Here is a 25,112-nt window from a genome sequence, read left to right as displayed (position 1 = left end):
GGTGCCCGCGCACGACGTCCTCGTCGTCCCGGGCGTGCCCGCGCTGCTGCCCGAGCACGCGGGTCTCGTGGACCCGGTGGCGGACCTGCGCGCAGCGGTGCGCGCCGCCGTACCCGGGCTGGTGGGGGAGCCCCCGCAGCCCGTCACCGTGCTGGCGAGCCCGCCCACCCCCGCGGAGGTACGCCGCAGCGCCGGCCCCGCGGTCGGCCTGCGGGTCGCGCGGCACCTGCTCGCCGAGGCCGGCGCGACGGACGTGCGCGAGGTCGACGCCCGGGTGGCCGGCGAGGTGCCGGCCGACGCCGGACGACTGCTCGTCGTGGCCAACGGGTCCGCGACCCGCACCGAGAAGGCGCCGGGCCACCTCGACGAGCGCGCCGAGGGTTTCGACGCCGCTGTCGGGGCCGCGCTCGCGTCCGCCGACGCGCAGGCCCTCGCGGGCCTCGACCTCGCCCTGGCCGCCGCCCTGTGGGCCGACGTCGCGCCGCTCGCGGCGCTCGGGCGCCACCTGGCCGCCGTCGCCGCGACGGGGCTCACCTGGACCGCGCAGGTGCTGCACGACGACGCGCCGTACGGCGTGCAGTACTGGGTCGTGCGGCTCCGCGCCGCCTGAGCCCCGCCTGACGGACCCACGAACGACACCGCCCCGCCCGGGAGACCCGGACGGGGCGGTGGTGGAGCTGGGGTGGCTCAGGCGCGCGGGGCGCCCGGGGTCACTTCGACTTGCGGGCCCGCGACGCCATCTTGGCGCGCTCGTTCTGGTCGAGGACGACCTTGCGGATGCGGACCATCTCCGGCGTGACCTCGACGCACTCGTCGTCGCGGCAGAACTCCAGGCACTGCTCCAGCGACAGCTTCTTCGGCGGGATCAGCTTCTCGAAGTTGTCGGAGGTGGCGGACCGGATGTTGGTCTGCTGCTTCTCCTTGGTGATGTTGACGTCCATGTCGTCGGCGCGGGAGTTCTCGCCGACGATCATGCCCTCGTAGACCTCCGTCGCGGGCTCGACGAACATGACGCCGCGCTCCTGCAGCGAGGTCATGGCGTACGCCGTCGCGGCGCCCTTGCGGTCGGCGACGAGCGAGCCGTTGTTGCGCGAGCGGATCTCGCCGGCCCACGGCTCGTAGCCCTCGGAGATGTGGTGGGCGATGCCCGTGCCGCGGGTGTCGGTGAGGAACTCGGTGCGGAAGCCGATGAGGCCGCGCGCGGGGACGAGGAACTCCATCCGGACCCAGCCGGTGCCGTGGTTCGTCATCTGCTCCATGCGGCCCTTGCGGGTGGCGAGCAGCTCGGTGATCGTGCCGAGGTACTCCTCCGGCGCGTCGATGGTCAGGCGCTCGACGGGCTCGTGCAGCTTGCCGTCGATCTCCTTCGTGACCACCTGCGGCTTGCCGACGGTGAGCTCGAAGCCCTCGCGGCGCATCTGCTCCACCAGGATGGCCAGCGCCAGCTCGCCGCGGCCCTGCACCTCCCAGGCGTCGGGACGCTCGGTCGGGAGCACCCGCAGGCTCACGTTGCCGATGAGCTCGGAGTCGAGGCGGTCCTTCACGAGGCGCGCGGTGACCTTCGAGCCCTTCACCCGGCCGACCAGGGGCGAGGTGTTGGTGCCGATGACCATCGAGATGGCCGGCTCGTCGACGTGGATGAGCGGCAGCGCGACCGGGTTCTCCGGGTCGGCCAGCGTCTCGCCGATGGTGATGTCGGGGATGCCCGCGACGGCGACGATGTCGCCGGGACCGGCCGACTCGCCGGGCTTGCGCTCGAGGCCCTCGGTGACGAGCAGCTCGGTGATGCGGACGTTCTTGACGTCCCCGTCGCGCTTCATCCACGCGACGGTCTGGCCCTTCTTCAGGTTGCCCTCGTGGATGCGCAGCAGCGCGAGGCGACCGAGGAACGGCGAGGAGTCGAGGTTGGTGACGTGCGCCTGCAGCGGCGCGCCCTCGGTGTAGGTCGGGGCCGGGATGGTCTCGAGGATCGTCTTGAACAGCGGCTCGAGGTCGGGGGAGTCGGGCAGCTCGCCGTTCTCCGGCTGGTCGAGACCGGCGACACCGGCGCGGCCCGAGGCGTAGACGACGGGGAAGTCGAGCGCGTCCTGGCTGTGGCTCTCGTCGAGCAGGTCCATGAACAGCTCGTAGGTCTCGTCCACGACCTCGGCGATGCGGGCGTCGCCGCGGTCGGTCTTGTTGACGACCAGGATCACCGGCATGTCGGCGTTGAGCGCCTTGCGCAGCACGAAGCGGGTCTGGGGGAGCGGGCCCTCGGAGGCGTCGACCAGCAGCACGATGCCGTCGACCATCGACAGGCCGCGCTCGACCTCGCCGCCGAAGTCCGCGTGGCCCGGGGTGTCGATGATGTTGATCGTCATCGGCTTGCCGTCGGCCGCGGGACCCGCGTAGTGCACTGCGGTGTTCTTCGCGAGGATCGTGATGCCCTTCTCGCGCTCCAGGTCCCCGGAGTCCATGACGCGCTCGGCGACGCTCTCGGCCTGGTGGGCGGTGAAGGCGCCGGCCTGGCGGAGCATCGCGTCGACGAGGGTCGTCTTGCCGTGGTCGACGTGCGCGACGATCGCGACGTTGCGCAGGTCGGAACGGAGGGTGGTCATGGTGAGGATGCGTCGCTTCCGTCGAAGGGTGGGAAGGCCCGAGGGGCCTCCAGGAGTCTAGGGGCGGGGGGCCGTCCGCGCCGATTCGTGCGCACGTAGGCTCCGCGCCGTGAGCGAGCAGTCCGCCTTCGACCGCGACCTGACCCTGACCCCGGGCGCCGGGGAGGAGGGCGACGACGAGCGCCGTTTCACCGCGCACCTGCCGGGCGGCTGGTCCGTCGGCGGCGGCATCAACGGGGGCTTCCTGCTGGCCCTGATCGGCTCCGCGGTCCGCGCGACGGTGCCCGAGCGGCCCGACCCGGTCGCGGTGGCCGCGACATACGTCGGCGCCTGCGTCGAGGGCCCCGCCGAGCTGGTGACCCGGGTCGTGCGCCGCGGCACGCTCACCACGGTGGCGGCAGAGGTGGCCCAGGGCGGTACGACGCGCATCACCGCCCTCGCCACCTTCGGCGACCTGGGGGCGCTGACCGACGAGGTGGGTACGACGGGCGCCCCGCCCGCCCTGCCCCCGGTCGAGAAGTGCCCGGCCTCGTCGTCGGCGCCCGAGGAGTTCCGCCGCCTCGCCCCGCTCGTCGAGCGGTTCGAGATGCGCTTCGACCCCGCCTGCGCCGGGTGGATCGCCGGACGTCCGTCGGGCCGGGGCGCGCTGCAGGCGTGGTTCCGCCTCGCCGACCGCGAGCCCGACCCGCTGTCGCTGCTCATGACGCTCGACGCGATGCCGCCCGTCACCTTCGACCTCGGCCGGCCGGGCTGGGCCCCGACCGTGCAGCTGACGGCGCACGTGCGCGCCGTACCGGCCCCCGGGTGGCTGCGCGTGCGCCAGGCCACCCGCAACGTCGCCGGCGGGTTCTTCGAGGAGGACTGCGAGGTCTGGGACTCCGCCGGCCGCCTCGTCGCCCAGGCGCGCCAGCTGGCCCGCGTGCCGCGCGGCTGAAGGCCTCAGCCCACGGGTCGCAGTGCCCTCAGCCCACCGGTCGCACCGCGACCAGCCACCGGCGCCGCGGGTGCTCGGTCGGCACCCACAGCCGGCCCAGCGACCACGACAGGTCCTCCGGACCCATGGGCGTCGCGGCCGCGGTGCGCCGCCAGGTCGCCCCGGCGAGGCCCGCCCCGTGCTGCGCCGTCACGAGGCTCCCCGCGCCCCACGGGCCGTGGGAGGTGGTGACGTGGAGGCGGCCCGCGACGTCGGCGACGCCCTGCATGCCCTTCACGCCGGTCTCGACGACCTCGCTCGCGTACGTCGTGCGGCGGTCGCCCGGCGAGCCCGCCGGGACCCCGTCGGGGCCCAGCGGGAAGCGCGCCACCCGCGTCGACTTCTCGCCCCGCCCGTACTCGCCCACCAGCAGCGACGGCCCCTGCGTCCCCTCGGCCAGCGAGAGGAACGACCAGCGCAGCTTCTCGACCTCCGCGCCGGGCTGCGCGCTCGTGGGTGCTGGCTCCTCCACGCCGCCGCGGTGGTCGACGCGGGTCGGCAGCACCCAGCGGTAGCCGTGCGCGGTGTCCTCCTCGCCCTCGGGCAGCCACAGCAGGTCGTCGAGGTGGGCCGAGACGCAGCCCTTCCCGGTGGCCGCGACGTGGATCCACGACCCGGCCCAGACGATGCCGCCCGCGTGGGCGGTCACCGGCTCGAGGCCCACCTGCCCGTCCTCGCGCCGTACCGGCCTCACGAGCAGCACGTGCCGGTAGCGCAGGCTGTCGAGGTCGAGGAACGTCAGGCGCACCCCGTGCTTCTCGTCCTTCCCGGCCGGGCCGGGGACGGGCTTGGCGTACCAGCTCACCACCGCCACGCGGCGTCCCTCCAGGCCGGCCGGGGTGCTCCCCAGCGCGGTGGCGTCGCCGGAGGTCGTGACGCCCTGGGGCCACCACTGGGCGGTACGGCGGTCCGCGGCCTCCCAGCCCCACGCCTGCTCCACCCGGTGGCCGAGCAGGCGCGCCCAGGGGGCCCGGTGGGCGCGGCCGGGCAGGTCGGAGAGGAGGGCGCCGAGGCCGGGGCGTCCGCCGTACCGCTGCGCGAGCTCGTCGACGAGGGCACGGCGGGAGGCGCTGCGGCGCACGAGGAGGGGGGTGCTCATCTCGCCACGGTACGAACCCCGGGCGAACCGGCCCGGACCAGGACGGCGTCCCACCATCCGCGCGGATGTGCCCCAGGCCGGTGGGGAGTGGGAAAGTAGGGGACGTGAGAGCCCTGCTGCTGGAGAACCTGCACCCGACCGCCGGCAAGATCCTCACGGAGGCCGGCTTCGACGTCGAGGAGCACTCCGGTGCGCTCGACGAGGACGAGCTGATCGCGGCCCTCGAGGGCGTCGACCTGCTCGGCATCCGCTCCAAGACCGAGGTGACGCAGCGCGTCCTCGACGCGCGCCCGGACCTGACGGCCATCGGTGCCTTCTGCATCGGCACCAACCAGATCGACCTCGCCCGCGCCGCGACGCTCGGCGTGGCGACGTTCAACGCGCCGTACTCCAACACCCGCTCCGTCGTGGAGCTCGCGATCGCGAACATCATCGCGATGGCGCGCCGCCTCACCGAGCGCGACAAGGCGCTGCACGCGGGCGTGTGGGACAAGTCGGCCGACGGCAGCCACGAGATCCGCGGGCGCTCGCTGGGCATCGTGGGCTACGGCAACATCGGCTCGCAGCTCTCCGTCGTGGCCGAGGCGCTGGGCATGCGCGTCTACTTCTACGACGTCGACGACCGCCTGTCGCTCGGCAACGCGACGCGCTGCAGCTCGCTGGCCGAGCTGCTCGAGGTGGCCGAGACCGTGACGCTGCACGTCGACGGCCGCGAGGCCAACGCCGGGGTGTTCGGGGCGGCCGAGTTCGCGATGATGCGGCCGCGCTCGCTGTTCCTCAACCTCTCGCGCGGCTTCGTCGTGGACTACGACGCGCTGCGGGCGGCCCTGGTGTCGGGCCACCTCGCCGGTGCCGCGGTCGACGTGTTCCCGAAGGAGCCGAAGAAGCGCGGCGACGCGTTCGACTCGCCGCTGCGCAACCTGCCGAACGTGATCCTGACGCCGCACGTCGGCGGCTCCACCGAGGAGGCGCAGGAGGACATCGGGCGCTTCGTCGGCGGCAAGCTGCGCGACTACGTGCGCCGCGGCGCGACCTCGCTGTCGGTCAACCTGCCGACGCTCATGCCCGAGCGCACCCCGCACACGCAGCGCATCACGCACCTGCACCAGAACGTGCCGGGCGTGCTCGCCGCGCTCAACGACGTGCTGGGCCGCCACGCGATCAACATCGGCTACCAGTCGCTCGCCACGCGCGGGGACCTCGGCTACGCGGTGACCGACACCGACTCGCCGATCCCCGACGCCGCGCTGTCCGAGCTGGGGGACATCGGCGGCACCGTGCGCCTGCGCGTCATCTCCTGACGCCTGGTCCGGGGTCGCCTGGGTCGCGGACCGCGCCGGTTGCGGCCTCGGGGTCGCGGTAGCAGCGATAGTCGCCGACTACCGCTGGTACCGCGACCCGGCCCGGTCAGGCGTCGCCACCGCTGACCCCTCTCCCCTGTGGACGGCCGGTCGCGGGGACGGCCCGGCGCGTCGAGACTCGACGCGTGCCCGACGAGATCGCCGACCGCCACGCCGCCGCGCTGCGGCGCCGCAGGACGGAGCAGCTCGCCGCCCTGCGGGCCGTCGCCGACCAGCAGGCCGGCGTGGTCTCGCGGGACCAGCTGCGCGAGCTGGGCTTCCACCGCGAGGAGGTACGCCGACGCGTCGCCGCCGGCACGTGGGTCGTCCGCACGCCCACCGTCGTGAGCACCACCAGCGGTCCGCCGGTCGAGGAGCAGCGCCTGTGGATCGCCGTCCTCCACCCGTCCGGGCCGTCGGCGCTGGCCGGTCGGACCGCCCTCGCCCTGCACGGGCTCAGCGGCTGGTCGACGCGTGAGGTGTCGGTCGTGGTGCGCACGGGGCAGCACCTGCCCGCCGACGGGATCGAGGTGCACCGCACGCGACGCCCGTTCGAGCGCTGGACGACGCACCGCCGTGGTCTTCCGGTGCTCCGCGCCGAGCCGGCGGCCCTCCTCGCCGCCTCGCGCCTGCGGCACCCCCGCTCCGCCGCGGGGCTGATCGCCGCCTGCGTCCAGCAACGGGTCACGACGGGCGAGCAGCTGCTCGACTGGCTGCCCCGGCTCGCGCCCCTGCCCCGGGCCCGGCTGCTCGCCGAGGCGCTGGTCGAGGTGGTGGGCGGCGCCGGTTCGGTCGCCGAGATGGACCTGGGTGTCGTGTGCGCCGCCGCCGGGCTCGTGGCGCCGCACCGGCAGCGGGTGCGCCTCGACGCCGGGGGCCGTCGCCGCTACACGGATGCGGAGTGGGACCTGGCCGACGGCACCGTCGTGGTGCTCGAGGTCGACGGTGCCTTCCACCTCGAGGTCGCCCACTGGGTGGCCGACAAGCGCCGGCACCGTCGGCTGAGCGGTCCGGGGCGCGTGGTCATCGGCTGCGCGGCCGTCGAGCTGCGCACCGAGCCCGGCGAGGTGGTCGCCGACCTGGTGGCGCTCGGCGTACCCCGCCGCGGTGGTGCGGCAGCGGCCTGACGGACGGGTCGCGGTGCCAGCGGTAGTGATCCACTACCGCTCCTACCGCGACCTCCGGCGGGACAGGGTTGCGGCATGATGGACACCGTGCGGGCCATCTTCTTCAGCGACGACGACGCCGAGGCGGCTGCGGCGCGGCTGCGCCGGGACGGGTACGACGCGGAGGTCGTCCGCGAGCGCCTCGCCGGCGAGGACGACGACGAGGACCACCCCTGGGCGGTGCTGACCGACGCGCCGGCGTTCGTGCTCGAGGTGGTGGTCGACGACCTCGACGGCTGGCTCGACGAGGCGCGCCCGGACGCCCCGGCCCCGGCGCTCCCGCCGCTCGACCTCCCCGCCGCCCCGAAGCGGATCAAGCGCCCACCGGCCGACCCCACCACCACCTGACCCACCCCGGCCGAGCTGCATCGCGCGGCGCCTCGAGCCGCAGCGCTCGCCCAGCCCGGGTCGCGGTAGGAGCGGTAGCGATCCACTACCGCTCGTACCGCAACCGGGTCCGGGGCGTCAGCCGACTCCGGGTCGCGGCGGGAGCGATAGTCGACGACTACCGCTCCTACCGCGACCGGGGGTGGGCGGCTCGCCGTACGCTCGTCCCCATGCCCGAGCACACCACCGCACCCGCGCAGCGCCTGATGCTGGTGCACGCCCACCCCGACGACGAGACGATCGGGCAGGGGGCCACGATGGCCAGGTACGTCGCGGAGGGTCGCGGCGTCACCCTCGTCACCTGCACGGCCGGCGAGATGGGCGAGGTGCTCGTCCCCGAGCTGGAGCACCTCGCCGCCGACCGCGACGACGCGCTGGGCGAGCACCGCCGCGGCGAGCTGGCCGACGCGATGCGCGTGCTGGGCGTCACCGACCACCGGTTCCTCGGCGGGTTCGGCCGCTACCGCGACTCCGGCATGAAGTGGCACGCCGACGGCCACGCGATCGCCGCCGACGACACCGACGAGCGCGCCTTCGCCAACGCCGACCTCACCGAGGCCGCCGACCACCTCGTCGCGATCATCCGCGAGGTCCGCCCGCAGGTGCTCGTCACCTACGACCAGTTCGGCGGCTACGGCCACCCCGACCACATCCAGGCGCACCGCGTGGCGACGTACGCCGTCGCGCTGGCCGCCGTGCCCTCCTACCGCCGCGACCTGGGCGAGGCCCACGACGTCGCGAAGGTCTACTGGGGCGCCATGTCGGCGACCCAGCTGCGCGAGGGCCTGCGCAAGCTGCGCGCGGCCGGCGACACCATCACCTTCGAGGGCGTCGACCCCGAGGGCCCCATGCCGATGGGCTCGCCGGACGAGGACCTCGACTGCCGCGTCGACGGCGGGGACCACGCCGACGCCAAGATGGACGCCATGCGCGCCCACGCCACCCAGATCACCGTCGACGGCCCCTTCTTCGCGCTCTCGAACAACCTCGGCAACGCCGTGTGGGGCATCGAGTTCTACCGCCTCGCCAAGGGTCCCCGCGGGCCGGTCGGCGCCGACGGGCTCGAGGACGACCTCTTCGCGGGGCTGTGAGCCGCACCGGCCCCGCGTACGTGCTCGGCGCCGGACTGCTCGGCGCCGGCCTGCTGCTCGTGGGCGCCCTGACCGGGGCGGCGGCCGTGGTCGTCACCGGCCACGACTGGGGCCTCCCGCTCGTGGCCGCCGCCACCGCGGCCGTGCTCTGGGCCGTGCCCACGCGGCGCGGCACGGTCGTGCCGTTCGTCGTCGGCTGGGTCGCACCCGTCCTCCTCGCGCTGCGGACGCGCCCGGAGGGGGACTACCTCATCCAGGGGAACGGGCGCGGCTACACGCTGCTGGGCCTCACCTTCGCCGTCGCCCTCGTCGGCGTGGTGGTGCTCGCCGCGGGCGGTCGGGTACGGCGCACCCCGCCCGCCGATGCGCCGGGGTCTCACCCGCACGGGTGAGCCGGGCGCCGCGACGACCGACTTCGAGCCGCCTTCCCTACTATGGCGCGGTGAGCAGTGCTGACGAGTCCGCGCCGGGTGGTGCGGCCGGCCCCCGGACCGGCCGCGACGCCGCGACCCGCCCCGACCCGGAGCGGGAGCGCGCGGACACCGCCGAGCGACCGTTCGTCCCCGGCTTCCCCGACACCCACGACGAGGCCGACGACACCGGCCACGACACCGGTCACACCGACCCGGTGCCGCCGCGCCGGCGCCGCGGGCGGCGGGTGGCGGCGTACGCGCTGCTCGGGCTCCTCCTCGTGCTCGGCGGCCTCTACGTCGCGGCGTACGTCGTGGCGGGCGACAAGGTCGCCCGGGGCACCACGGTCGCGGGCGTCGACATCGGCGGCCAGCCGCAGGACGAGGCCGCAGCGACGCTCGAGGCGGGCCTCTCGGACCGCGTCGCCCAGCCCCTCGACGTGAGCGTGGCGGGCACGGACGTGACCCGGCAGCTCGACCCGGCGGCCCTCGGTCTCGCCGTGGACCACGAGGCGTCCGTCGCCGACGCAGGCGGGCGCCGCAGCTGGAGCCCCGAGCGGCTCTGGACCTACTTCACCGGCGGCGAGGACCTCCCCGCCGTCGTCGACTCCGACCCGGCCGCCGTCGAGCAGGCGCTCGCCGAGCTGGAGCAGGCCGCGGGACAGCCGGCGGTGGAGGGCGCCGTCGGGTTCGAGGACGGCGCGGTCGTCGTCACCGAGCCCACCCCGGGCCGCGGCTTCGACCGCGAGGCCGCCGCGCAGCGCATCGAGGACGCGTTCGTCGCCGAGGGCGGCGCCACGGAGCTCGAGCTGGCCGACATCACCCCGACCGTCGACGCGGCCGACGTCGAGGCCGCGCGCGCCGCGTTCGCCGACCCGGCCGTCTCCGCCCCCGTCACGCTCACCTTCGGCGACACCCCCGTCGAGCTCGCCCCGGCCGAGTTCTCGCCCGCGCTGCGCATGGAGGCCCGCGACGGCGGGCTCGTCGGCGTCGTCGACGGCGCCGTGCTCAAGGACGTGGTCGACGACCGCGTCGGCGACCCGGGTCGCCCGGTCGACGCCTCGATCGTGCTGCAGGACGGCCGACCCACCGTCGTGCCCGCGCAGCCGGGCGTCGACTACCTCCCCGAGACGCTCGCGACGGTCTTCCAGGGCCTCGTCACCGCGCCGGCGGGCAGCCGCGAAGGCGTCGTCGAGGCGACGGCCGCCGAGCCGGAGCTCACCACCGAGGAGGCCGAGGCGCTCGGCGTCACCGAGCTGGTCAGCGAGTTCACGACGTCGTACCCCCACGCGTCCTACCGCAACACCAACATCGGGCGGGCCGCCGAGCTCATCGACGGCACCCTGCTGCTGCCGGGGGAGACGTTCTCGATGAACGACACCGTCGGCGAGCGCACTCGCGAGAACGGCTTCACCGAGGGCTACGTCATCAGCGACGGCATCCTGCGCCAGGACCTGGGCGGCGGCGTCTCGCAGATGGCGACCACCCTGTTCAACGCCATGTTCTTCGCCGGGCTGGAGGACGTGGAGCACAAGCCGCACTCGTTCTACATCGACCGCTACCCGGTGGGCCGCGAGGCCACGGTGGTCTGGGGGGCGCTCGACCTGCGCTTCAAGAACGACACGGAGCACGGCGTGCTCATCGACACCCAGCTCGACGCGAGCTCGCCGGGGTCGCCGGGCTCGATCACGGTGCGGATGTACTCCACCAAGGTGTGGGACATCGAGGAGACCACCTCGGAGCGCCACAACTTCACGCAGCCGAGCACGCGCACGCTGACCACCCCGGACTGCGAGCCGCACACCGGCTACCGCGGCTTCGACGTCGACGTGACCCGCATCTTCAAGCGCCCGGGCTCCGGCGAGGTCGTGCGCGAGGAGGTCTTCAGCACGACCTACACGCCGTCGGACACGGTCGTGTGCCGCGCCCCGCAGCCCGACCCGGCCCCCGCGCCGACGCCGCCGGCCGCGCCGGAGGAGACCATCGCCGACCCGGCGGCCCCGACGGGCTGAGCGCCGGAGGTCCCAGGCCCCGGCCGCCCTCAGCCCGGCGGGGCGAGGTACGTCACCGTGTGGTGGGTGACGAACCCCAGGCCCTCGTAGAGCGCGAGGGCGGGCGCGTTCGTGGTCAGCACGTGCAGGGCCAGCGTCGTCGCTCCCCGCGCGGCGAGCTCGTCGACGAGGGCCGCCAGCACGGCGGTGCCGTGCCCCGCCCGCCGGTACGCCGGCTCCACCGCGAGGTCGTGCAGGCCGGCCCAGTCGCCGCGCACCGCGGCGCCGCCCCGCGCGACCACGACCCGCTCCGCGCCGGGCTCGTCGACCTCCGCCTCCGCGTGCAGCACGACGAGGTGCTCGTCGCGGTGGGTCTCGACGACGGTCAGGTCCGCGTACGGCGACGCCCCGCGGCGGGCGAGCGCGCGCCGTACCTGCGCGAGGGAGGCGAGCTGCAGCGCGACCTGCCACCCGTCCACGTCGACCGGCTCGTGCCAGCCGCCGTCGCGGAACAGCTCCTCCTCCGCCGAGCCCACGACGACCATGGCGAGCGGTCGGCGCTCCCGCGCGGCGTACCAGTCCGCGACGTGCGCCCGTGCGTCGGCGGGGGAGAGGTCGACCGTCCCGGCCGCGAGCACCGAGTTGGTGCGCCGCCGCAGCCGGCCGCCGGTGGGCGACGAGGCCTGGAGGACCCATTCCTCGAGCCGCTCGCGCTCGGTGCCGGGCCACAGCAGCCGCATCCGCGCCTCGGCGGCCCCGGCGTCCACCCGCAGGCGCGGGCTCGGGCGGGGCGGCACCGGCTTGCCGGAGACGATGAGGTCGTGCGGCACCTCGACGCGCGTGCCGTCCGCGCGGCGCACCACGAGTGACGGAGACCACTGCTCGGCCACGCCGAGCACGTCGGTGAAGCTCGGGCCGCCGGTGGGACCCACCTGACCTGGGACGACGCGTCGCACGACCACGCGGGTGCCGACCACGTGCGGACCCAGACCGTGCGCCCCGAGGTCGTGCGCCGCGGGGGTGCCCGCATGCTGGGGTTCGTCGGGAGGCGTCACCGTGCGGATACTAGGGTGGGCCGGTGCGCGCGAGCGCACCCCCCGATCGCGAACGACCCGCCCTGCCCGTCTCAGGAGGACCTCAAGATGACCTACGTCGTCGCCCAGCCGTGTGTGGACGTCATGGACCGCGCGTGCGTCGACGAATGCCCGGTCGACTGCATCTACGAGGGCAAGCGGATGCTCTACATCCACCCCGACGAGTGCGTCGACTGCGGTGCGTGCGAGCCGGTCTGCCCCGTCGAGGCGATCTACTACGAGGACGACACGCCGGAGGAGTGGAAGGACTACTACGCGGCGAACGTCAACTTCTTCGACGACCTCGGCTCGCCCGGCGGTGCCGCGAAGATGGGCGCCATCGACGCCGACCACCCCTTCGTCGCCGCCCTGCCGCCCCAGAACCAGGAGTGACCCCGACGGGCCGGCGGCCGGTCTCGAGCCGGCTGCCCGACTTCCCCTGGGACGGGCTGGCGTCGTACGCCGCCACGGCGCGCGCGCACCCCGACGGGGTCGTGGACCTCTCGATCGGCACGCCGGTCGACCCGACGCCCGCCGTGGTGCGGGACGCCCTGGCCGCCGCCTCCGACGCGCCGGGCTACCCGACGACCATCGGCACGCCGCGGCTGCGCCAGGCGGTCGTCGACTGGCTGGCCCGCCGCTTCGGCGTGACCGGCCTCGGTCTCGACGGCGTCCTGCCCAGCGTGGGCTCCAAGGAGCTCATCGGTGCGCTGCCCGTGCACCTCGGGCTCGGCCCCGACGACCTCGTCGTCATCCCCGAGCTCGCCTACCCGACGTACGAGGTGGGGGCGGCGCTCGCCGGCGCCCGGGTGCTCGCGGCGGACTCGCTCACGGCCATCGGCCCCGAGCGACCCGCGCTGCTGTGGCTGAACTCGCCGTCGAACCCCACGGGTCGCGTGCTGCCGCCCGAGCACCTGCGCAAGGTCGTGGAGTGGTGCCGCGAGCGCGGCACGCTGCTGGTCTCCGACGAGTGCTACCTCGAGTGCGCCTGGGACGCCGAGCGCCCGCCCACCTCGGTGCTGCACCCCGACGTCTGCGGCGGCAGCCACGAGGGTCTGCTGAGCGTGCACTCGCTGTCGAAGCGCTCCAACCTCGCCGGCTACCGCTCCGCGTTCGTCGCCGGCGACCCGGCCGTCGTGGCCGAGCTGCTCGCCGTGCGCAAGAACCTCGGCCTCATCGTGCCCGCGCCCGTGCAGGCCGCGACGGCCGCCGCCCTCGACGACGACCAGCACGTGGCGGAGCAGCACAGCCGGTACGCCGCGCGCCGCGCCGAGCTGCGGGGGGCGCTGGAGCGCGCCGGGTTCCGCATCGACCACTCCGAGGCGTCGCTCTACCTGTGGGCGACCCGCGGCGAGGACTGCTGGGCCACCGTCGGGTGGCTCGCCGAGCGCGGGATCCTCGTGGCCCCCGGCTCGTTCTACGGCGCCGCGGGCGCCCAGCACGTGCGGGTGGGCTTCACCGCCACCGACGAGCGCATCGCCGCCGCCGCCGCGCGCCTGGCCTGAGCGCCCCGCCGGTCCCTGCCTGCGCCCCGCCGGCCCGGGGGAGCGGTCAGCTGGCGAACACGTCCACGTGCACGTGGTCGCGGTGCTCCAGGATCGCCGCCGTGTCCTCGTCGACGCCGGACGTGTCCACGTCGTAGGGGCGCCAGCCCTGCCCGGAGCGCCGCGCCGTCCAGATCATGTCGTCGTAGATGACGGTGGCGACGTCGAGCCGCTCGGCGTGCGCCACGAGGTACTGCGCCACCGACCAGCCCAGCCGCTGCGTCTCCTCGGTCACGGGCCGGGTGAAGACGTCGATGGCCCGGCCGTCGTAGTGCGCCGAGCCCTCCGAGTGCCCGGTGCTCACCCCGCCGGGCGCGAACCCGCCGAGGGAGAGCTCGCCGTACGCCGCCGCCAGCTCGGTGCGCACCGTCGCCGCCCGCTCCGTCAGGCCGGACGCGTCGAGCTCCTCGCCGGCCTCGGTGCGCACGTCGGTGTCGACGCGGCAGGTCAGCGCCGCCCCGGTCCACCCGGTGAGCGCGGAGGCGAGCACCCGCGCGTCGGCCTCGTGGTCGGCGTACGCCTCGGGGAAGCCCGAGCGCTGCACGGCCTGGGCGGCCTCGGTGACGGGCAGGTCGGCGTACCCCGGCACCTCGACGAGTGCGTCGTAGAACGCGTTCGTGGCGTAGGAGGGGTCCGTCAGCTGCTCCTCGGTGCCCCAGCCCTGGGAGGGCCGCTGCTGGAACAGGCCGACGGAGTCGCGGTCGCCGTAGTCGATGTTGCGGATCTTCGACTCCTGGTACGCCGTGGCGAGCGCGATCGTCGCGGCCCGCGCGGGCAGGCCGCGACGCACGGCGGTGGCCACGATGAGCGCCGCGTGCTCCGCCTGCTCGACGTCGAGCTCGACCTCGGCGGTCGTGCCGTCGACGTCGAGGGTCGCGACGCACCCCTGCGCGCCGGGCAGGAATCCCTCGACGCTGCGGTAGACCCAGCGCCCGGTGAGGGCGACGACGCCGACGACGAGGGCCACGACGACGGCGCCGACGAGCAGCCGGCGGCTCACCCGCCCGGTCCCGCCGGCGCCACCAGCGGCCCCGTCCGCGCCGTCGATGCCCGCACCCTCAGTCGTTGGCGTGCAGCGCGGCGTTGAGGGACACGCCCTCGCTGCGCCACGGCACGGCCTCGAGCGCGCCGGAGACGGAGTTGCGGCGGAACAGCACGTTGGAGGCGCCCGAGAGCTCGGCGGCCTTGACGACGCGGGGCTCCGCGCCCGGCTCGATGACGGCGACCTTGGAGCCGGCGGTGACGTAGCAGCCCGCCTCGACGACGCAGTCGTCGCCCAGCGAGATGCCGAGCCCGGAGTTCGCCCCCAGCAGGCAGCGGCGGCCGATCGAGATGACCTGCTTCCCGCCGCCCGAGAGCGTGCCCATGATCGAGGCGCCGCCACCCACGTCGGACCCGTCGTCCACGACGACCCCGGCCGAGATGCGGCCCTCGACCATCGAGGCGCCGAGCGTGCCGGCGTTGAAGTTGACGAAGCCCTCGTGCATCACCGTGGTGCCGGACGCGAGGTGCGCGCCGAGGCGGACGCGGTCGGCGTCGGCGATGCGCACACCGGAGGGCACGACGTAGTCCGTCATGCGGGGGAACTTGTCGATCCCGTAGACGCTCACGTGGGTGCCCGCGGCCCGCAGCCGCGCGCGGGTGAGCTCGAAGCCCTCGACGGCGCAGGGGCCGGCCGAGGTCCACACCACGTTGGCCAGCAGGCCGAACTGGCCCTCGAGCGAGATCGAGTGCGGCACGACGAGGCGGGCCGACAGCAGGTGGAGCCGCAGCCACACGTCCTCCGTCGAGGTCGGCGGCGCCTGCAGGTCGGCGATCTCGACGCGGCGCACCTCCCGCACCACGCCCCGCAGCTCGTCGACGCCGGCCAGGGCGTCGAGGTCCGCGCCGGCCACGGCGTCGGGGGCGTCGGCCGCGGGCGCCTCGCCCAGCGCGGGGGCCGGGAACCAGACGTCGAGCACCGTGCCGTCGGGGGCGGTGGTCGCGAGCCCCACGCCCCAGGCGGAGGTCGGCGGGGTCGGCCCGGAGGTCGAGGTCGGCACGTCGGCGGCGTTGGCTGCGGTCACGTGGACCCATGCTACGGAACCGCGCCGACCGTCCGGCTACCGTCGGGGGCATGCACCCCGAATCCCGAGCGCGCCGCGAGGCGCTGCGGCTGGTACGACGCGGTGCGGCCGCGTCCCTCGTCGGAGGGCTCGCCTGGGCCGGGTGGGAGGCCGCCCGGGCGGCGGTGCCCGTCGACCTCGTGGGCGACCCGCGCGCCTGGGTGCGCGACCGCCTCGGCCGCGGCGCCGCGGACGAGACCCCCGAGCCCGGCGAGCTGGAGTGGGTGGAGCGCCCGCTCGACGCCGACGTGCGCGCCCTGACCGACGCGCTGCTGTCGCAGACCGAGGACTACGGCGCGCTCGCGCTGCGGGCCCAGCTGCTGCGCGCCGTCACGACCGACGCGGAGCGCGGCGAGCACGAGGCCGTCGACTTCGCGACGTTCGAGGTGGCCGGGGACGTGCCGCTGGCCGTGCCCGCCGACGCCGAGTTCCCCGTCCACGCCCGCTTCGTGGGCGACGACGGTGAGCCTCTGGTGGTGGGGCTGCGCGTCGACGAGGGCCGGCTGGCCTACATCCGCGTGCGCACCGTCGAGCCCGGTGACCCGTTCGCCGGCCCGGTGCTGCCGCGCTGGCCCTCGCCGGACGAGGTGACGTTCTGGATCGACACGATGCGCGGCCCCCAGCCCGTGGTGCGCGCCGGCCTCAGCGGGGACTGACCGCGACGCGGTAGCGCACGAACGCGGGCACCGCGAGGGCGGCGACGACGACGCCCACCACGGTGAGGATCCCGCCGCCGGCCGCGGCGACCGAGGCCCCGACGACCGCCGCCGCCCCGCCGTGCGCGACGTCGGCCAGGCGGGGGCCGCCGGCGACGATCACGAGGAAGACGCCCTGCAGGCGGCCGCGCACCTCGTCGGTCCCGGCCGTGAGCAGCATCGACTGGCGCAGTGCCGAGCTCGCCATGTCGGCGCCGCCGCCGATCGACAGCGCCAGCACGGCCACGACCAGCCAGGTCCCGGCCGACCCGTCCGCCAGCCCCGCGGCGAGGCCGAACGCGGTCACGGCCAGGCCCCAGACGACGATGCAGACGACGACGCCCAGGCCCTGGCGCTCCACCCGCGAGACCCACCCCGAGAACACGCCGCCGACCACCGCGCCGGCCGGGATGGCGGCGAAGAGCAGCGCGAACGCGATGCCGCCGCCGTCCGGGCCGCCGAAGTCGAGGTGCGCGATCTCGGGGAAGAGCGCTCGGGGCATCCCGAAGAGCATCGCGACGACGTCCACGACGAAGCTCATGAGCAGCACCGGCTGCGTCCGCAGGTAGACGAGGCCGTCGACCACCGAGCGCAGGCCCGGCGTGCCGACGGCGCCGACGACGGGCAGCGGCGGCAGCGCCAGCACGGCGTACAGCGTCGCGAGCAGGCACACGGCGTCGGCCAGGTAGAGCCACGCGAAGCCCGTGAACGGGATGAGCACGCCGGCCACCAGCGGCCCGGCGATCGCCCCGGCCTGCATCACGGTCGTGTTGAGCGCCGACGCCGCGGCCAGCAGCGGGGTGTCGACGAGCGCGGGCAGGATCGCGGTCCGCGTGGGCTGGTTGACCGCGAAGAAGGCCTGCTGCACCGAGAACAACCCCAGCAGCACCCACACGTCCTGCGACCCCAGCGCGGCCTGCACCCAGAAGAGCACGCTCGTCGCGACGAGCCCGAGGGTGGTGACCACGAGCAGGAGGCGGCGGTCGACGTGGTCGGCGAGGGCGCCGCCCCACAGGCCGAACGCGACGAGCGGCACGAGCCCGAAGACGCCGGTCAGCCCGACGTACGCCGAGGAGCCCGTCATCGCGTAGATCTGCGCCGGCACGGCCACCACGGTGAGCTGGGCCCCGACGACGGTGACGATGTTGGCCAGCCACAGGCGCCGGAAGGCCGGCACCGCCAGCGGGCGGGTGTCGGCGAGGAGACCGCGGAGCTGCACGACGCGTCACGGTACGCCCGGGCGCCGAGCCGGTCGTCGCGGGGAGCAGGATGGCCCCGTGATCCGTCGGACCGCCGTCGTCGTCGGCCTCGCCGCCCTCGTCCTCCTCGCCCTGGCGTGGCCCACCACGACCCTGCGCGTGCTCCCGTGGCTGCTCGCCGTGGCGCTCGTCGTGGGCGGCGGGTTCGTCGCCCTGCGGACCGGGGTGCACGACGTCGTACGACGCGTCCGCGGCGACCAGGCGGACACCGGCCGCGGCCCCACGCGCCGGTCCGGGCGCGACCGGCCCCGCGTGCCCACCTGGTTGCTCGTCGGGGCGGCCGCGGTGCCGGTGCTGCTCCTCGTCGCCACGGTGGTGGTGCACGTCGGCTCCCGGCCCACCCTCGACGCCTTCTACGCCGCCCCGGACGACGACGAGGTGCCCGCGGAGGCCGGCCGCCTGGTGCGCCAGGAGCCCTTCACCACCGACGTGCCCGACGGCGCCGAGGGGTGGCGGATCCTCTACACGACGCGCGACGCGGCGGGGGAGCCGGCGCTGGCCAGCGCCACCGTGGTCGCCCCGACCGGGCGCCCCGAGGCCCTGCCGGCGGTGGCGGTCGGGCACGGCACGACCGGCGTGGCCCGGCCGTGCGCGCCGTCGGCGTCGAGCGACCCGTTCGCCGGCGCGAAGGCCGCGCTGGCCGAGGTGGTCGCGGCGGGTGCCGTCGCCGTCACCACCGACTACGTGGGCCTGGGGGCGCCGGGCCGCCACGCCTACCTCGACGGCCCGGCGGCCGGGGCGAACGTGCTCGACTCCGTGCGCGCCGCCGGCGAGCTGCGGGCGCTCGCGCCCACCACCGTCGTGTGGGGGCACTCCCAGGGCGGGCACGCCGCGCTGTGGGCGGGGCGGCTCGCCCCGTCGTACGCCCCCGAGGTCGGGGTCGCCGGCGTCGCGGCGCTCGCGCCGGCCACCGACCTGACCGCGCTCGTGCGGGACCTCTCCGGCCCGGGCGGGGACCGCGTGCTCAACGCCTACCTCGCGGTGACCTGGGACGAGACCTACGACCTGGGGCTGCGCGACGACGAGGGCTGGCTCGCCGCCCACCTCGCCGACCGGGTGGCCTCGCGCTGCCTCGTGGGCCGCGACGCCGTCGCCGCGTGGGCCGCGGCGAGCCAGCTGCGCGGTCCCGTCCTGGGCGAGGACGACCTGGACCGCGCCGACGTCGCGGACCGGCTCGTGGCCAACACCCCGACCGTGCCCGACGTGCCGGTCCTCGTCGCCCAGGGCGCCGCGGACGTCGTCGTGCGCGCCGACCTGCAGCGCCGGTGGATCGCCGAGCGGTGCGCGGCGGGGGAGACGCCCCGCTACGTCGAGTACGACGGGCTCGACCACGGCTCGCTCGTCGCCGACTCCTCCCCGCTGACCGCCGAGCTGGTGGCGTGGACGCGTGCCCGCCTCGCCGGGGAGCCGGCGACCGACCCGACCTGCTGAGGCGCCGGCCGCCCCCGCGCGACCCGCGCCGGCCGTCGGTAGCCTCGGCGCCATGTCCGCCCCGTCGCCCGTCCGCGTCGCCCTCGCGCTCGGCAGCGGGGGCGCCCGGGGGTACGCCCACCTCGGCGCCATCCACGAGATCCGCGCCCGGGGCGGGGAGATCGTCACCATCGCCGGCACCTCCATGGGGGCGCTCGTGGGCGGCCTGGCCGCCGCCGGCCGCGACGACGACTTCCTCGCCTGGGCCGCGGGGCTGCGCCAGCGCGACGTGCTGCGGCTCATGGACTTCAAGCTGTCCGCGCCCGGCGCGGTGGCCGCCGACCGGCTGCTGGGGGCGATCGGCGAGCTCTTCGACGGCACCGACATCGAGGACCTCCCGGTGCCCTTCACCGCGGTGGCGACCGACCTCGGCTCGCGGCGCGAGGTCTGGTTCCAGCGCGGCCCGCTCCTGCCGGCGGTCCGGGCGTCGATCGCCATCCCGGGCCTGTTCACGCCGGTGATGATCAACGGGCGGCTCCTGGTCGACGGCGGCCTGCTCAACCCCGTGCCCGTCGACCCGACGACGGCGGTGCCGGCCGACCTCACGGTCGCGGTCTCGCTGCTGGGCCGGCGCGCCCGCGCGGACCGGCAGGCGCCCGCCCAGGAGTCGGCGGCCCCGCAGCGGTTGGAGGAGTGGCGCGACCGCCTGCGCCGCACGATCGCCAGCGTCACCGGCCGCGAGCCGGACGCCGACGAGCTGCACGAGGGGCGCCACGGGCGGCACCACGACGCCCCGACGCCCGCCGAGCGGGCCCCCGTGCTGGCGGGCGACGGCGGCGGGGGCCTGCAGCCCGCCACGGCCGCCGAACCGGTCACGGGCGGCACCGACCCGCTGCCGAAGGACCTGCGCCTCACCGACGTCACCGCGCAGTCGTTCGAGGCGATGCAGGGCCTCGTGCACCGCTACCGCCAGGCGGCGTTCCCCGCCGACGTGACGGTCGACGTGCCCGTCGACGCCTGCCGCACCCTCGACTTCCACCGGGCGACCGAGATGGTCGAGCTCGGCCGCCGGCTGACCGCGGCGGCGCTCGACGCCGCGGGCGTCCTGCCCCCGGCCCCGACCGGCTGACCCCGGCCGGCCCCGGCCGACCCCGGATCGGATTCGCGGGGCCCCGCGCCGCGGCGTACCATCCCGCGCAGAGGCGTCCGAGCCGTCATCAGCGGCGAGCCTCCGGAAGAACAGCGACCTGGGTCGCTCAGTAGAACCGGACGGGTGGGCCCGTCACAGCCCCCGACGAAGCGGTCGCGCCGTCCCGGGACACCGGGGTGGGGCGGCAAGCGAGGTGGTACCGCGGCATCCGTCGTCCTCGTGGCCAGACAGTTCCGGCAGCCCTGCCGGCGCCCGAGCGACGTACCAGGAGAGCAGCGCGATGGCCTACCCCCGGGTCTCCACGAGCGGTCTCGACCGCATCCCGACCTCCCCCCGCTTCCCCGACATCGAGAAGCAGGTGCTCGCCTACTGGGAGGGCGACGGCACGTTCGCGGCCAGCATCGCGGCGCGCGACGCGGGCGCCGACGGCAGCAACGAGTACGTGTTCTACGACGGTCCGCCGTTCGCCAACGGGCTTCCGCACTACGGCCACCTGCTGACGGGCTACGTCAAGGACATCGTGCCGCGCTACCAGACGATGCGCGGCAAGCGCGTCGAGCGCCGCTTCGGCTGGGACACCCACGGCCTGCCCGCGGAGCTCGAGGCGATGCGGCTCAACGGCATCAAGACCACCGACGAGATCCTCGAGCTGGGCATCGAGCAGTTCAACGACGCCTGCCGCGCCTCGGTGCTGAAGTACACCGGCGAGTGGCAGGACTACGTCACGCGCCAAGCGCGCTGGGTCGACTTCGAGAACGACTACCGCACGCTCAACCCCGACTACATGGAGTCGGTCATCTGGGCGTTCAAGACGCTCCACGACAAGGGCCTGGTCTACGAGGGCTTCCGCGTCCTGCCCTACTGCTGGAACGACGAGACGCCGCTCTCCAACCACGAGCTGCGGATGGACGACGACGTCTACCAGGTGCGGCAGGACCCGGCCGTGACGGTCGGCGTCCGCATCCACGGCGACGGCCCCGACGGGGGCGACGACCCCCTGGCCGGTGTGCTCGCGCTGGTGTGGACGACGACGCCGTGGACCCTGCCGTCGAACCTCGCGGTGATGGTGGGCGAGGACATCGACTACGTCGTCGTCGAGTCCTCCTCGACCGGTACGCCGGAGCGCTACCTGCTCGCGGAGGCGCGGCTCGCGTCGTACGCCCGGGAGCTGAAGGACGAGGCGAGCGACGCCATCGAGGACCAGGTGGTCGCGCGGTACACGGGCGCCGAGGTCGCGGGGCGGCACTACACGCCGCCGTTCTCCTACTACCTGGGCCACGAGAACGCGTTCCGCATCGTCACCGCGGAGTTCGTCACCACCACCGACGGCACGGGCCTCGTGCACACCGCCGGCGCCTTCGGCGAGGACGACAAGGTCGTCACCGACCGCGAGGGCATCGAGGCGGTCATGCCGGTCGGCAAGGACGGCCGCTTCACCGCGCCGGTGACCGAGTACGCCGGCGTCCAGGTCTTCGACGCCAACCCGCTCGTCATCGAGCACCTCAAGAACGCGACGTACGCCCTCGACCACGTCGCGGGCCGCGACGCCGCCGACCTGGGGGCGGTCACGTTCGGCACGGTGCTGCTGCGCCGCGAGACCTACGACCACTCCTACCCGCACTGCTGGCGCTGCCGGAAGCCGCTCATCTACAAGGGCGTCTCGTCGTGGTTCGTCGAGGTCACCGCGATCAAGGACCGGATGCTCGAGCTCAACCAGCAGATCCGCTGGGTGCCCGAGCACATCCAGGACGGCCAGTTCGGCAAGTGGCTGGAGAACGCCCGCGACTGGTCGATCACCCGCAACCGCTTCTGGGGCTCCCCGGTGCCGGTGTGGAAGAGCGACGACCCGGCCTACCCGCGCCTCGACGTCTACGGCTCCTTCGCCGAGATCGAGCGGGACTTCGGCCGCCTGCCGCGCAACGCCGCCGGCGAGCCCGACCTGCACCGCCCGTTCGTCGACGACCTGACCCGGCCGAACCCCGACGACCCGCGCCCCGAGGGCGAGCGCTCCACGATGCGGCGCGTCACCGACGTGCTCGACGTGTGGTTCGACTCGGGCTCGATGAGCTTCGCGCAGGTGCACTACCCGTTCGAGAACGCCGACTGGTTCGACGGGGCGGCGGGCCTGCAGGGCCACTTCCCGGCCGACTTCATCGTGGAGTACATCGGGCAGACCCGCGGCTGGTTCTACACGCTGCACGTCCTGGCCACGGCGCTGTTCGACAAGCCCGCGTTCTCGACCTGCATCAGCCACGGCATCGTGCTGGGCAGCGACGGCAACAAGATGAGCAAGTCGCTGCGCAACTACCCCGACGTCTCCGAGGTCTTCGACCGCGACGGCGCCGACGCGATGCGCTGGTTCCTCATGGCCAGCCCGATCCTGCGTGGCGGCAACCTCGTGGTGACCGAGCAGGGCATCCGCGACTCGGTGCGCCAGGTGATGATCCCGCTGTGGAACAGCTGGTACTTCTTCAGCCTGTACGCCAACGCCGAGGGCTACACGGCGCAGCGGCGCACCGACTCGACCGACCCGCTCGACCGTTACGTGCTCGCCAAGCTGCGCCAGTACGTCGCGGCGATGACGACCCAGCTGGACGACCTCGCGATCGCCGACGCGTGCGAGACGACGCGCGGGTTCCTCGACGTGCTGACGAACTGGTACATCCGGCGCAGCCGTGAGCGCTTCTGGGCCACCGACGGCGACGCGTCGACGGCGGCGTTCGACACCCTGTTCACCGTCCTCGAGACGGTCTGCCGGGTGACGGCGCCGCTGCTGCCGCTGACGACGGAGGAGGTGTGGCGCGGCCTGACCGGCGGGCGCTCCGTGCACCTCGCCGACTGGCCGGACGTCGAGGAGCTGCCCGGCGACGACGCGCTGGTGGCCGCGATGGACCTCGTGCGCGAGGTCTGCTCGGCCGGCTCCGCGCTGCGCAAGGGCGCGAAGCTGCGCACCCGGCTGCCGCTGGCGTCGCTGACCGTCGTGGTCGAGGACCCCGCCGGTCTCGAGGCCGTGCTGCCCGGGTTCGCCGCCCTCGTCGCGGACGAGCTGAACCTCAAGGCGGTGCGGCTCGTGCCCGCCGACGCGGAGGAGGCGTCGTCGTACGGCGTCGCGCAGCGCCTGACCGTCAACGCCCGCGCCGCTGGCCCGCGGCTGGGCAAGGACGTGCAGCGCGCGATCAAGGGCGCGAAGTCGGGCGACTGGTCGGTGGCCGAGGACGGCACCGTCACCGCCGGCGGGCTCGCGCTCGTCGACGGCGAGTTCACGCTCGAGACGGTCGCGCAGGCCGGCGAGGGCGAGGCCATCGGCGTGCTGCCGGGCGGCGGGTTCGTCGTGCTCGACACCACGGTGACGCCCGAGCTGGCGGCCGAGGGCCTGGCCCGCGACGTCGTGCGCGCGGTGCAGCAGGCGCGCAAGGACGCCGGGCTCGACGTCTCCGACCGCATCGCGCTCGTGCTCACGGGCCCCGACGAGGCGGCCGCGGCGCTGCGCACGTGGGAGGCCCTGGTGGCGGGGGAGACCCTCGCGACGTCGTACGCCGTGGGCGGCGACGCCCCGGCCGGCGCGTCCACCGCCGAGGCGACCGTCGGCGACGGCGCCGTCGTGACGATCGCGCTGGCCAAGGCCTGACGGGTCACGGGTCTCCCCGCTGAGGCGGGGAGACCCGTGACCCACGCGCGATGCCTGGGTCGCAGACCACGGGGATCACTCGTACAGCCCGGGGTTAGGCTTGCCTAAGTGCGTGCCGGACGGTGCGTGCCGCCGTACCCCACCCGAGGAGTCGTCCTGCCCAGCGCCACCCTGCTCACCGTCACCGGCTCCGCGCCACTGACCGAGCACCTCGTCCGTGTCCGCTTCTCCGGGGACCTGGCGGCGTTCGCCGACAGCACCGCGACCGACCGCTACGTGAAGCTGGTCTTCCCGCGGCCGGGGGTGACCTACCCGGAGCCGTTCGACCTGCGGGAGGTGCGGGCCGCGGTCGCGCCGGAGGACCAGCCGGTCGTGCGGACCTACACGGTGCGCGAGCTCGACGTCGCCGCCGGCACGCTGGCCATCGACTTCGTGGTGCACGGCGACGAGGGCGTCGCGGGCCCGTGGGCGGCGAGCGTCGCGGTGGGCACGCCGCTGTGGGTGAACGGCCCGGGCGGGGCGTACGCGCCCGACCCGATGGCCGACTTCCACCTCCTCGTCGCCGACGAGTCGGCGCTGCCGGCCCTGGCGGCCGCGGTCGAGGCGCTGCCCGCCGACGCGCGCGGCCTCGCGCTCGTCGAGGTGGCGGGCCCCGGCGACGAGCTGCCGCTGGCCGTCCCCGCGGGCGTCGAGCTGCGCTGGCTCCACCGCGGTACGACGGCCCACGAGGCCCCCCCGCACCTCACCGGCGCCGGGTCCCCGCTCGCCGTCGCGGTCGCCGAGCTCGACGCGGGCGCCTGGCCCACGGGGCGCGTGCAGGCGTTCGTGCACGGCGAGGCCGAGGCGGTCATGCACCACGTCCGCCCGGTGCTGCGCCGCCGCGGCGTGGGGAAGCGCGACCTGTCGGTCTCGGGCTACTGGCGGCGTGGCCGCACCGAGGAGGGCTTCCGCACCTGGAAGGCCGAGCTGGCGTGCGCCGAGGGCGCCTGAGGCGCTGGCGGGAGAGCCGGCGGGCGCTGGCGGGGGCCTGAGGGAAAGGTTGTCCACGCAACCCACCACTTCCGGGTGAAAGGTTCGTGCGTGAAGTGGCGGGGTGCCCCGGGGCCCCGGGGCCCCCCCCCCCCCCCGGGGGGGGGGGCCCCCCCCCCCCCCCCCCCCCCCCCCCCCCCCCCCCCCCGGGGGGCCCCCCCGGGG

The 25,112-nt window shown here is 75.2% G+C and carries 21 protein-coding genes; 15 read left to right on the top strand and 6 right to left on the bottom strand.

The window, feature by feature from the left end:
- Nucleotide 1: 1 nt before the first annotated feature.
- Nucleotides 2–610 carry a hypothetical protein gene (locus INN71_RS15720; protein WP_301801138.1) on the top strand — a complete coding sequence of 203 codons (609 nt, stop codon included), beginning with the start codon at nt 2–4 and terminating at the stop codon, nt 608–610.
- 100 nt (nt 611–710) lie between these two features.
- On the opposite strand, the gene typA is transcribed toward INN71_RS15720, so the two are convergent.
- Complete coding sequence (gene typA / locus INN71_RS15715) at nt 711–2,597, bottom strand: translational GTPase TypA (RefSeq protein WP_301801136.1); 1,887 nt, start codon at nt 2,595–2,597, stop codon at nt 711–713.
- 109 nt (nt 2,598–2,706) lie between these two features.
- Between typA and INN71_RS15710 the strand changes: the two genes are divergently transcribed.
- A complete protein-coding gene (locus INN71_RS15710) occupies nt 2,707–3,531 on the top strand; it encodes a thioesterase family protein (RefSeq protein WP_301801134.1) in 825 nt (274 codons plus the stop codon).
- Between the two features lie 28 nt (nt 3,532–3,559).
- Here INN71_RS15710 and INN71_RS15705 read toward each other — a convergent pair whose 3' ends face one another.
- Nucleotides 3,560–4,669, bottom strand: a complete 1,110-nt coding sequence (locus INN71_RS15705) for a hypothetical protein (protein ID WP_301801132.1) — start codon at nt 4,667–4,669, stop codon at nt 3,560–3,562.
- 104 nt (nt 4,670–4,773) lie between these two features.
- Here INN71_RS15705 and serA point away from each other — a divergent pair, with 104 nt between their 5' ends.
- The 6 genes from serA to INN71_RS15675 all read left to right on the top strand — a co-directional run bounded on the left by serA (nt 4,774) and on the right by INN71_RS15675 (nt 11,075).
- A complete protein-coding gene (serA, locus tag INN71_RS15700; RefSeq protein ID WP_277499790.1) occupies nt 4,774–5,970 on the top strand; it encodes a phosphoglycerate dehydrogenase in 1,197 nt (398 codons plus the stop codon).
- Nucleotides 5,971–6,155: 185 nt separating this feature from the next.
- Nucleotides 6,156–7,136, top strand: a complete 981-nt coding sequence (locus INN71_RS15695; protein WP_277499789.1) for a hypothetical protein — start codon at nt 6,156–6,158, stop codon at nt 7,134–7,136.
- A gap of 75 nt (nt 7,137–7,211) precedes the next feature.
- A complete protein-coding gene (locus INN71_RS15690; RefSeq protein WP_277499788.1) occupies nt 7,212–7,523 on the top strand; it encodes a hypothetical protein in 312 nt (103 codons plus the stop codon).
- 209 nt (nt 7,524–7,732) lie between these two features.
- Nucleotides 7,733–8,653, top strand: coding sequence for an N-acetyl-1-D-myo-inositol-2-amino-2-deoxy-alpha-D-glucopyranoside deacetylase (gene mshB, locus INN71_RS15685; protein WP_301801129.1), 921 nt, complete (start codon nt 7,733–7,735; stop codon nt 8,651–8,653).
- Complete coding sequence (locus tag INN71_RS15680; RefSeq protein WP_301801127.1) at nt 8,650–9,045, top strand: hypothetical protein; 396 nt, start codon at nt 8,650–8,652, stop codon at nt 9,043–9,045. Before mshB ends, INN71_RS15680 begins: the two co-directional genes overlap by 4 nt.
- A gap of 50 nt (nt 9,046–9,095) precedes the next feature.
- Complete coding sequence (locus INN71_RS15675; protein WP_301801125.1) at nt 9,096–11,075, top strand: VanW family protein; 1,980 nt, start codon at nt 9,096–9,098, stop codon at nt 11,073–11,075.
- A gap of 29 nt (nt 11,076–11,104) precedes the next feature.
- Here INN71_RS15675 and INN71_RS15670 read toward each other — a convergent pair whose 3' ends face one another.
- Nucleotides 11,105–12,109, bottom strand: a complete 1,005-nt coding sequence (locus INN71_RS15670; protein WP_301801124.1) for an N-acetyltransferase — start codon at nt 12,107–12,109, stop codon at nt 11,105–11,107.
- A gap of 87 nt (nt 12,110–12,196) precedes the next feature.
- Here INN71_RS15670 and fdxA point away from each other — a divergent pair, with 87 nt between their 5' ends.
- Both fdxA and dapC read left to right on the top strand, forming a co-directional pair.
- A complete protein-coding gene (fdxA, locus tag INN71_RS15665; RefSeq protein ID WP_277499783.1) occupies nt 12,197–12,520 on the top strand; it encodes a ferredoxin in 324 nt (107 codons plus the stop codon).
- Nucleotides 12,517–13,632, top strand: a complete 1,116-nt coding sequence (gene dapC, locus INN71_RS15660) for a succinyldiaminopimelate transaminase (RefSeq protein WP_277499782.1) — start codon at nt 12,517–12,519, stop codon at nt 13,630–13,632. Before fdxA ends, dapC begins: the two co-directional genes overlap by 4 nt.
- A gap of 46 nt (nt 13,633–13,678) precedes the next feature.
- Here the strand turns inward: dapC and INN71_RS15655 are convergent, their stop codons facing one another.
- Together INN71_RS15655 and dapD are read right to left on the bottom strand one after the other, a co-directional pair.
- A complete protein-coding gene (locus INN71_RS15655; RefSeq protein ID WP_301801174.1) occupies nt 13,679–14,572 on the bottom strand; it encodes a hypothetical protein in 894 nt (297 codons plus the stop codon).
- 157 nt (nt 14,573–14,729) lie between these two features.
- Nucleotides 14,730–15,713, bottom strand: a complete 984-nt coding sequence (dapD, locus tag INN71_RS15650; protein ID WP_301801172.1) for a 2,3,4,5-tetrahydropyridine-2,6-dicarboxylate N-succinyltransferase — start codon at nt 15,711–15,713, stop codon at nt 14,730–14,732.
- Between the two features lie 74 nt (nt 15,714–15,787).
- Between dapD and INN71_RS15645 the strand changes: the two genes are divergently transcribed.
- On the top strand, nt 15,788–16,432 hold the full coding sequence (locus tag INN71_RS15645) for a hypothetical protein (RefSeq protein ID WP_277499780.1): 645 nt from the start codon (nt 15,788–15,790) through the stop codon (nt 16,430–16,432).
- On the opposite strand, the gene INN71_RS15640 is transcribed toward INN71_RS15645, so the two are convergent.
- Entirely contained in the window at nt 16,419–17,690 is a 1,272-nt protein-coding gene (locus INN71_RS15640) for an MFS transporter (RefSeq protein ID WP_277499779.1), read from the bottom strand. The genes INN71_RS15645 and INN71_RS15640 overlap by 14 nt on opposite strands.
- Before the next feature lie 58 nt (nt 17,691–17,748).
- Between INN71_RS15640 and INN71_RS15635 the strand changes: the two genes are divergently transcribed.
- The 4 genes from INN71_RS15635 (at nt 17,749) to INN71_RS15620 (ending at nt 24,908) form a co-directional block, all read left to right on the top strand.
- The gene (locus INN71_RS15635) at nt 17,749–19,161 is read left to right on the top strand and encodes a lipase family protein (RefSeq protein WP_301801118.1); all 1,413 of its coding nucleotides are present in this window, start codon (nt 17,749–17,751) and stop codon (nt 19,159–19,161) included.
- A 52-nt stretch (nt 19,162–19,213) separates the two neighbouring features.
- Nucleotides 19,214–20,269, top strand: coding sequence for a patatin-like phospholipase family protein (locus INN71_RS15630; RefSeq protein ID WP_301801117.1), 1,056 nt, complete (start codon nt 19,214–19,216; stop codon nt 20,267–20,269).
- A 301-nt stretch (nt 20,270–20,570) separates the two neighbouring features.
- Nucleotides 20,571–23,918 carry an isoleucine--tRNA ligase gene (ileS, locus tag INN71_RS15625; RefSeq protein WP_301801115.1) on the top strand — a complete coding sequence of 1,116 codons (3,348 nt, stop codon included), beginning with the start codon at nt 20,571–20,573 and terminating at the stop codon, nt 23,916–23,918.
- A 108-nt stretch (nt 23,919–24,026) separates the two neighbouring features.
- Nucleotides 24,027–24,908, top strand: a complete 882-nt coding sequence (locus INN71_RS15620) for a siderophore-interacting protein (protein WP_301801112.1) — start codon at nt 24,027–24,029, stop codon at nt 24,906–24,908.
- Nucleotides 24,909–25,112 lie beyond the last annotated feature (204 nt).

Source organism: Nocardioides sp. ChNu-153 (assembly GCF_030466625.1).
Taxonomy (GTDB): Bacteria; Actinomycetota; Actinomycetes; order Propionibacteriales; family Nocardioidaceae; genus Nocardioides.
This window is presented reverse-complemented; position numbering and strand designations above follow the sequence as displayed.

Coding starts and splice junctions, on each gene's coding strand:
- INN71_RS15705 (WP_301801132.1), bottom strand. CDS start 4,669: ATGAGCACCCCCCTCCTCGTGCGCCGCAGCGCCTCCCGCCGTGCCCTC.
- fdxA (WP_277499783.1), top strand. CDS start 12,197: ATGACCTACGTCGTCGCCCAGCCGTGTGTGGACGTCATGGACCGCGCG.
- ileS (WP_301801115.1), top strand. CDS start 20,571: ATGGCCTACCCCCGGGTCTCCACGAGCGGTCTCGACCGCATCCCGACC.
- typA (WP_301801136.1), bottom strand. CDS start 2,597: ATGACCACCCTCCGTTCCGACCTGCGCAACGTCGCGATCGTCGCGCAC.
- INN71_RS15690 (WP_277499788.1), top strand. CDS start 7,212: ATGATGGACACCGTGCGGGCCATCTTCTTCAGCGACGACGACGCCGAG.
- INN71_RS15630 (WP_301801117.1), top strand. CDS start 19,214: ATGTCCGCCCCGTCGCCCGTCCGCGTCGCCCTCGCGCTCGGCAGCGGG.
- INN71_RS15645 (WP_277499780.1), top strand. CDS start 15,788: ATGCACCCCGAATCCCGAGCGCGCCGCGAGGCGCTGCGGCTGGTACGA.
- mshB (WP_301801129.1), top strand. CDS start 7,733: ATGCCCGAGCACACCACCGCACCCGCGCAGCGCCTGATGCTGGTGCAC.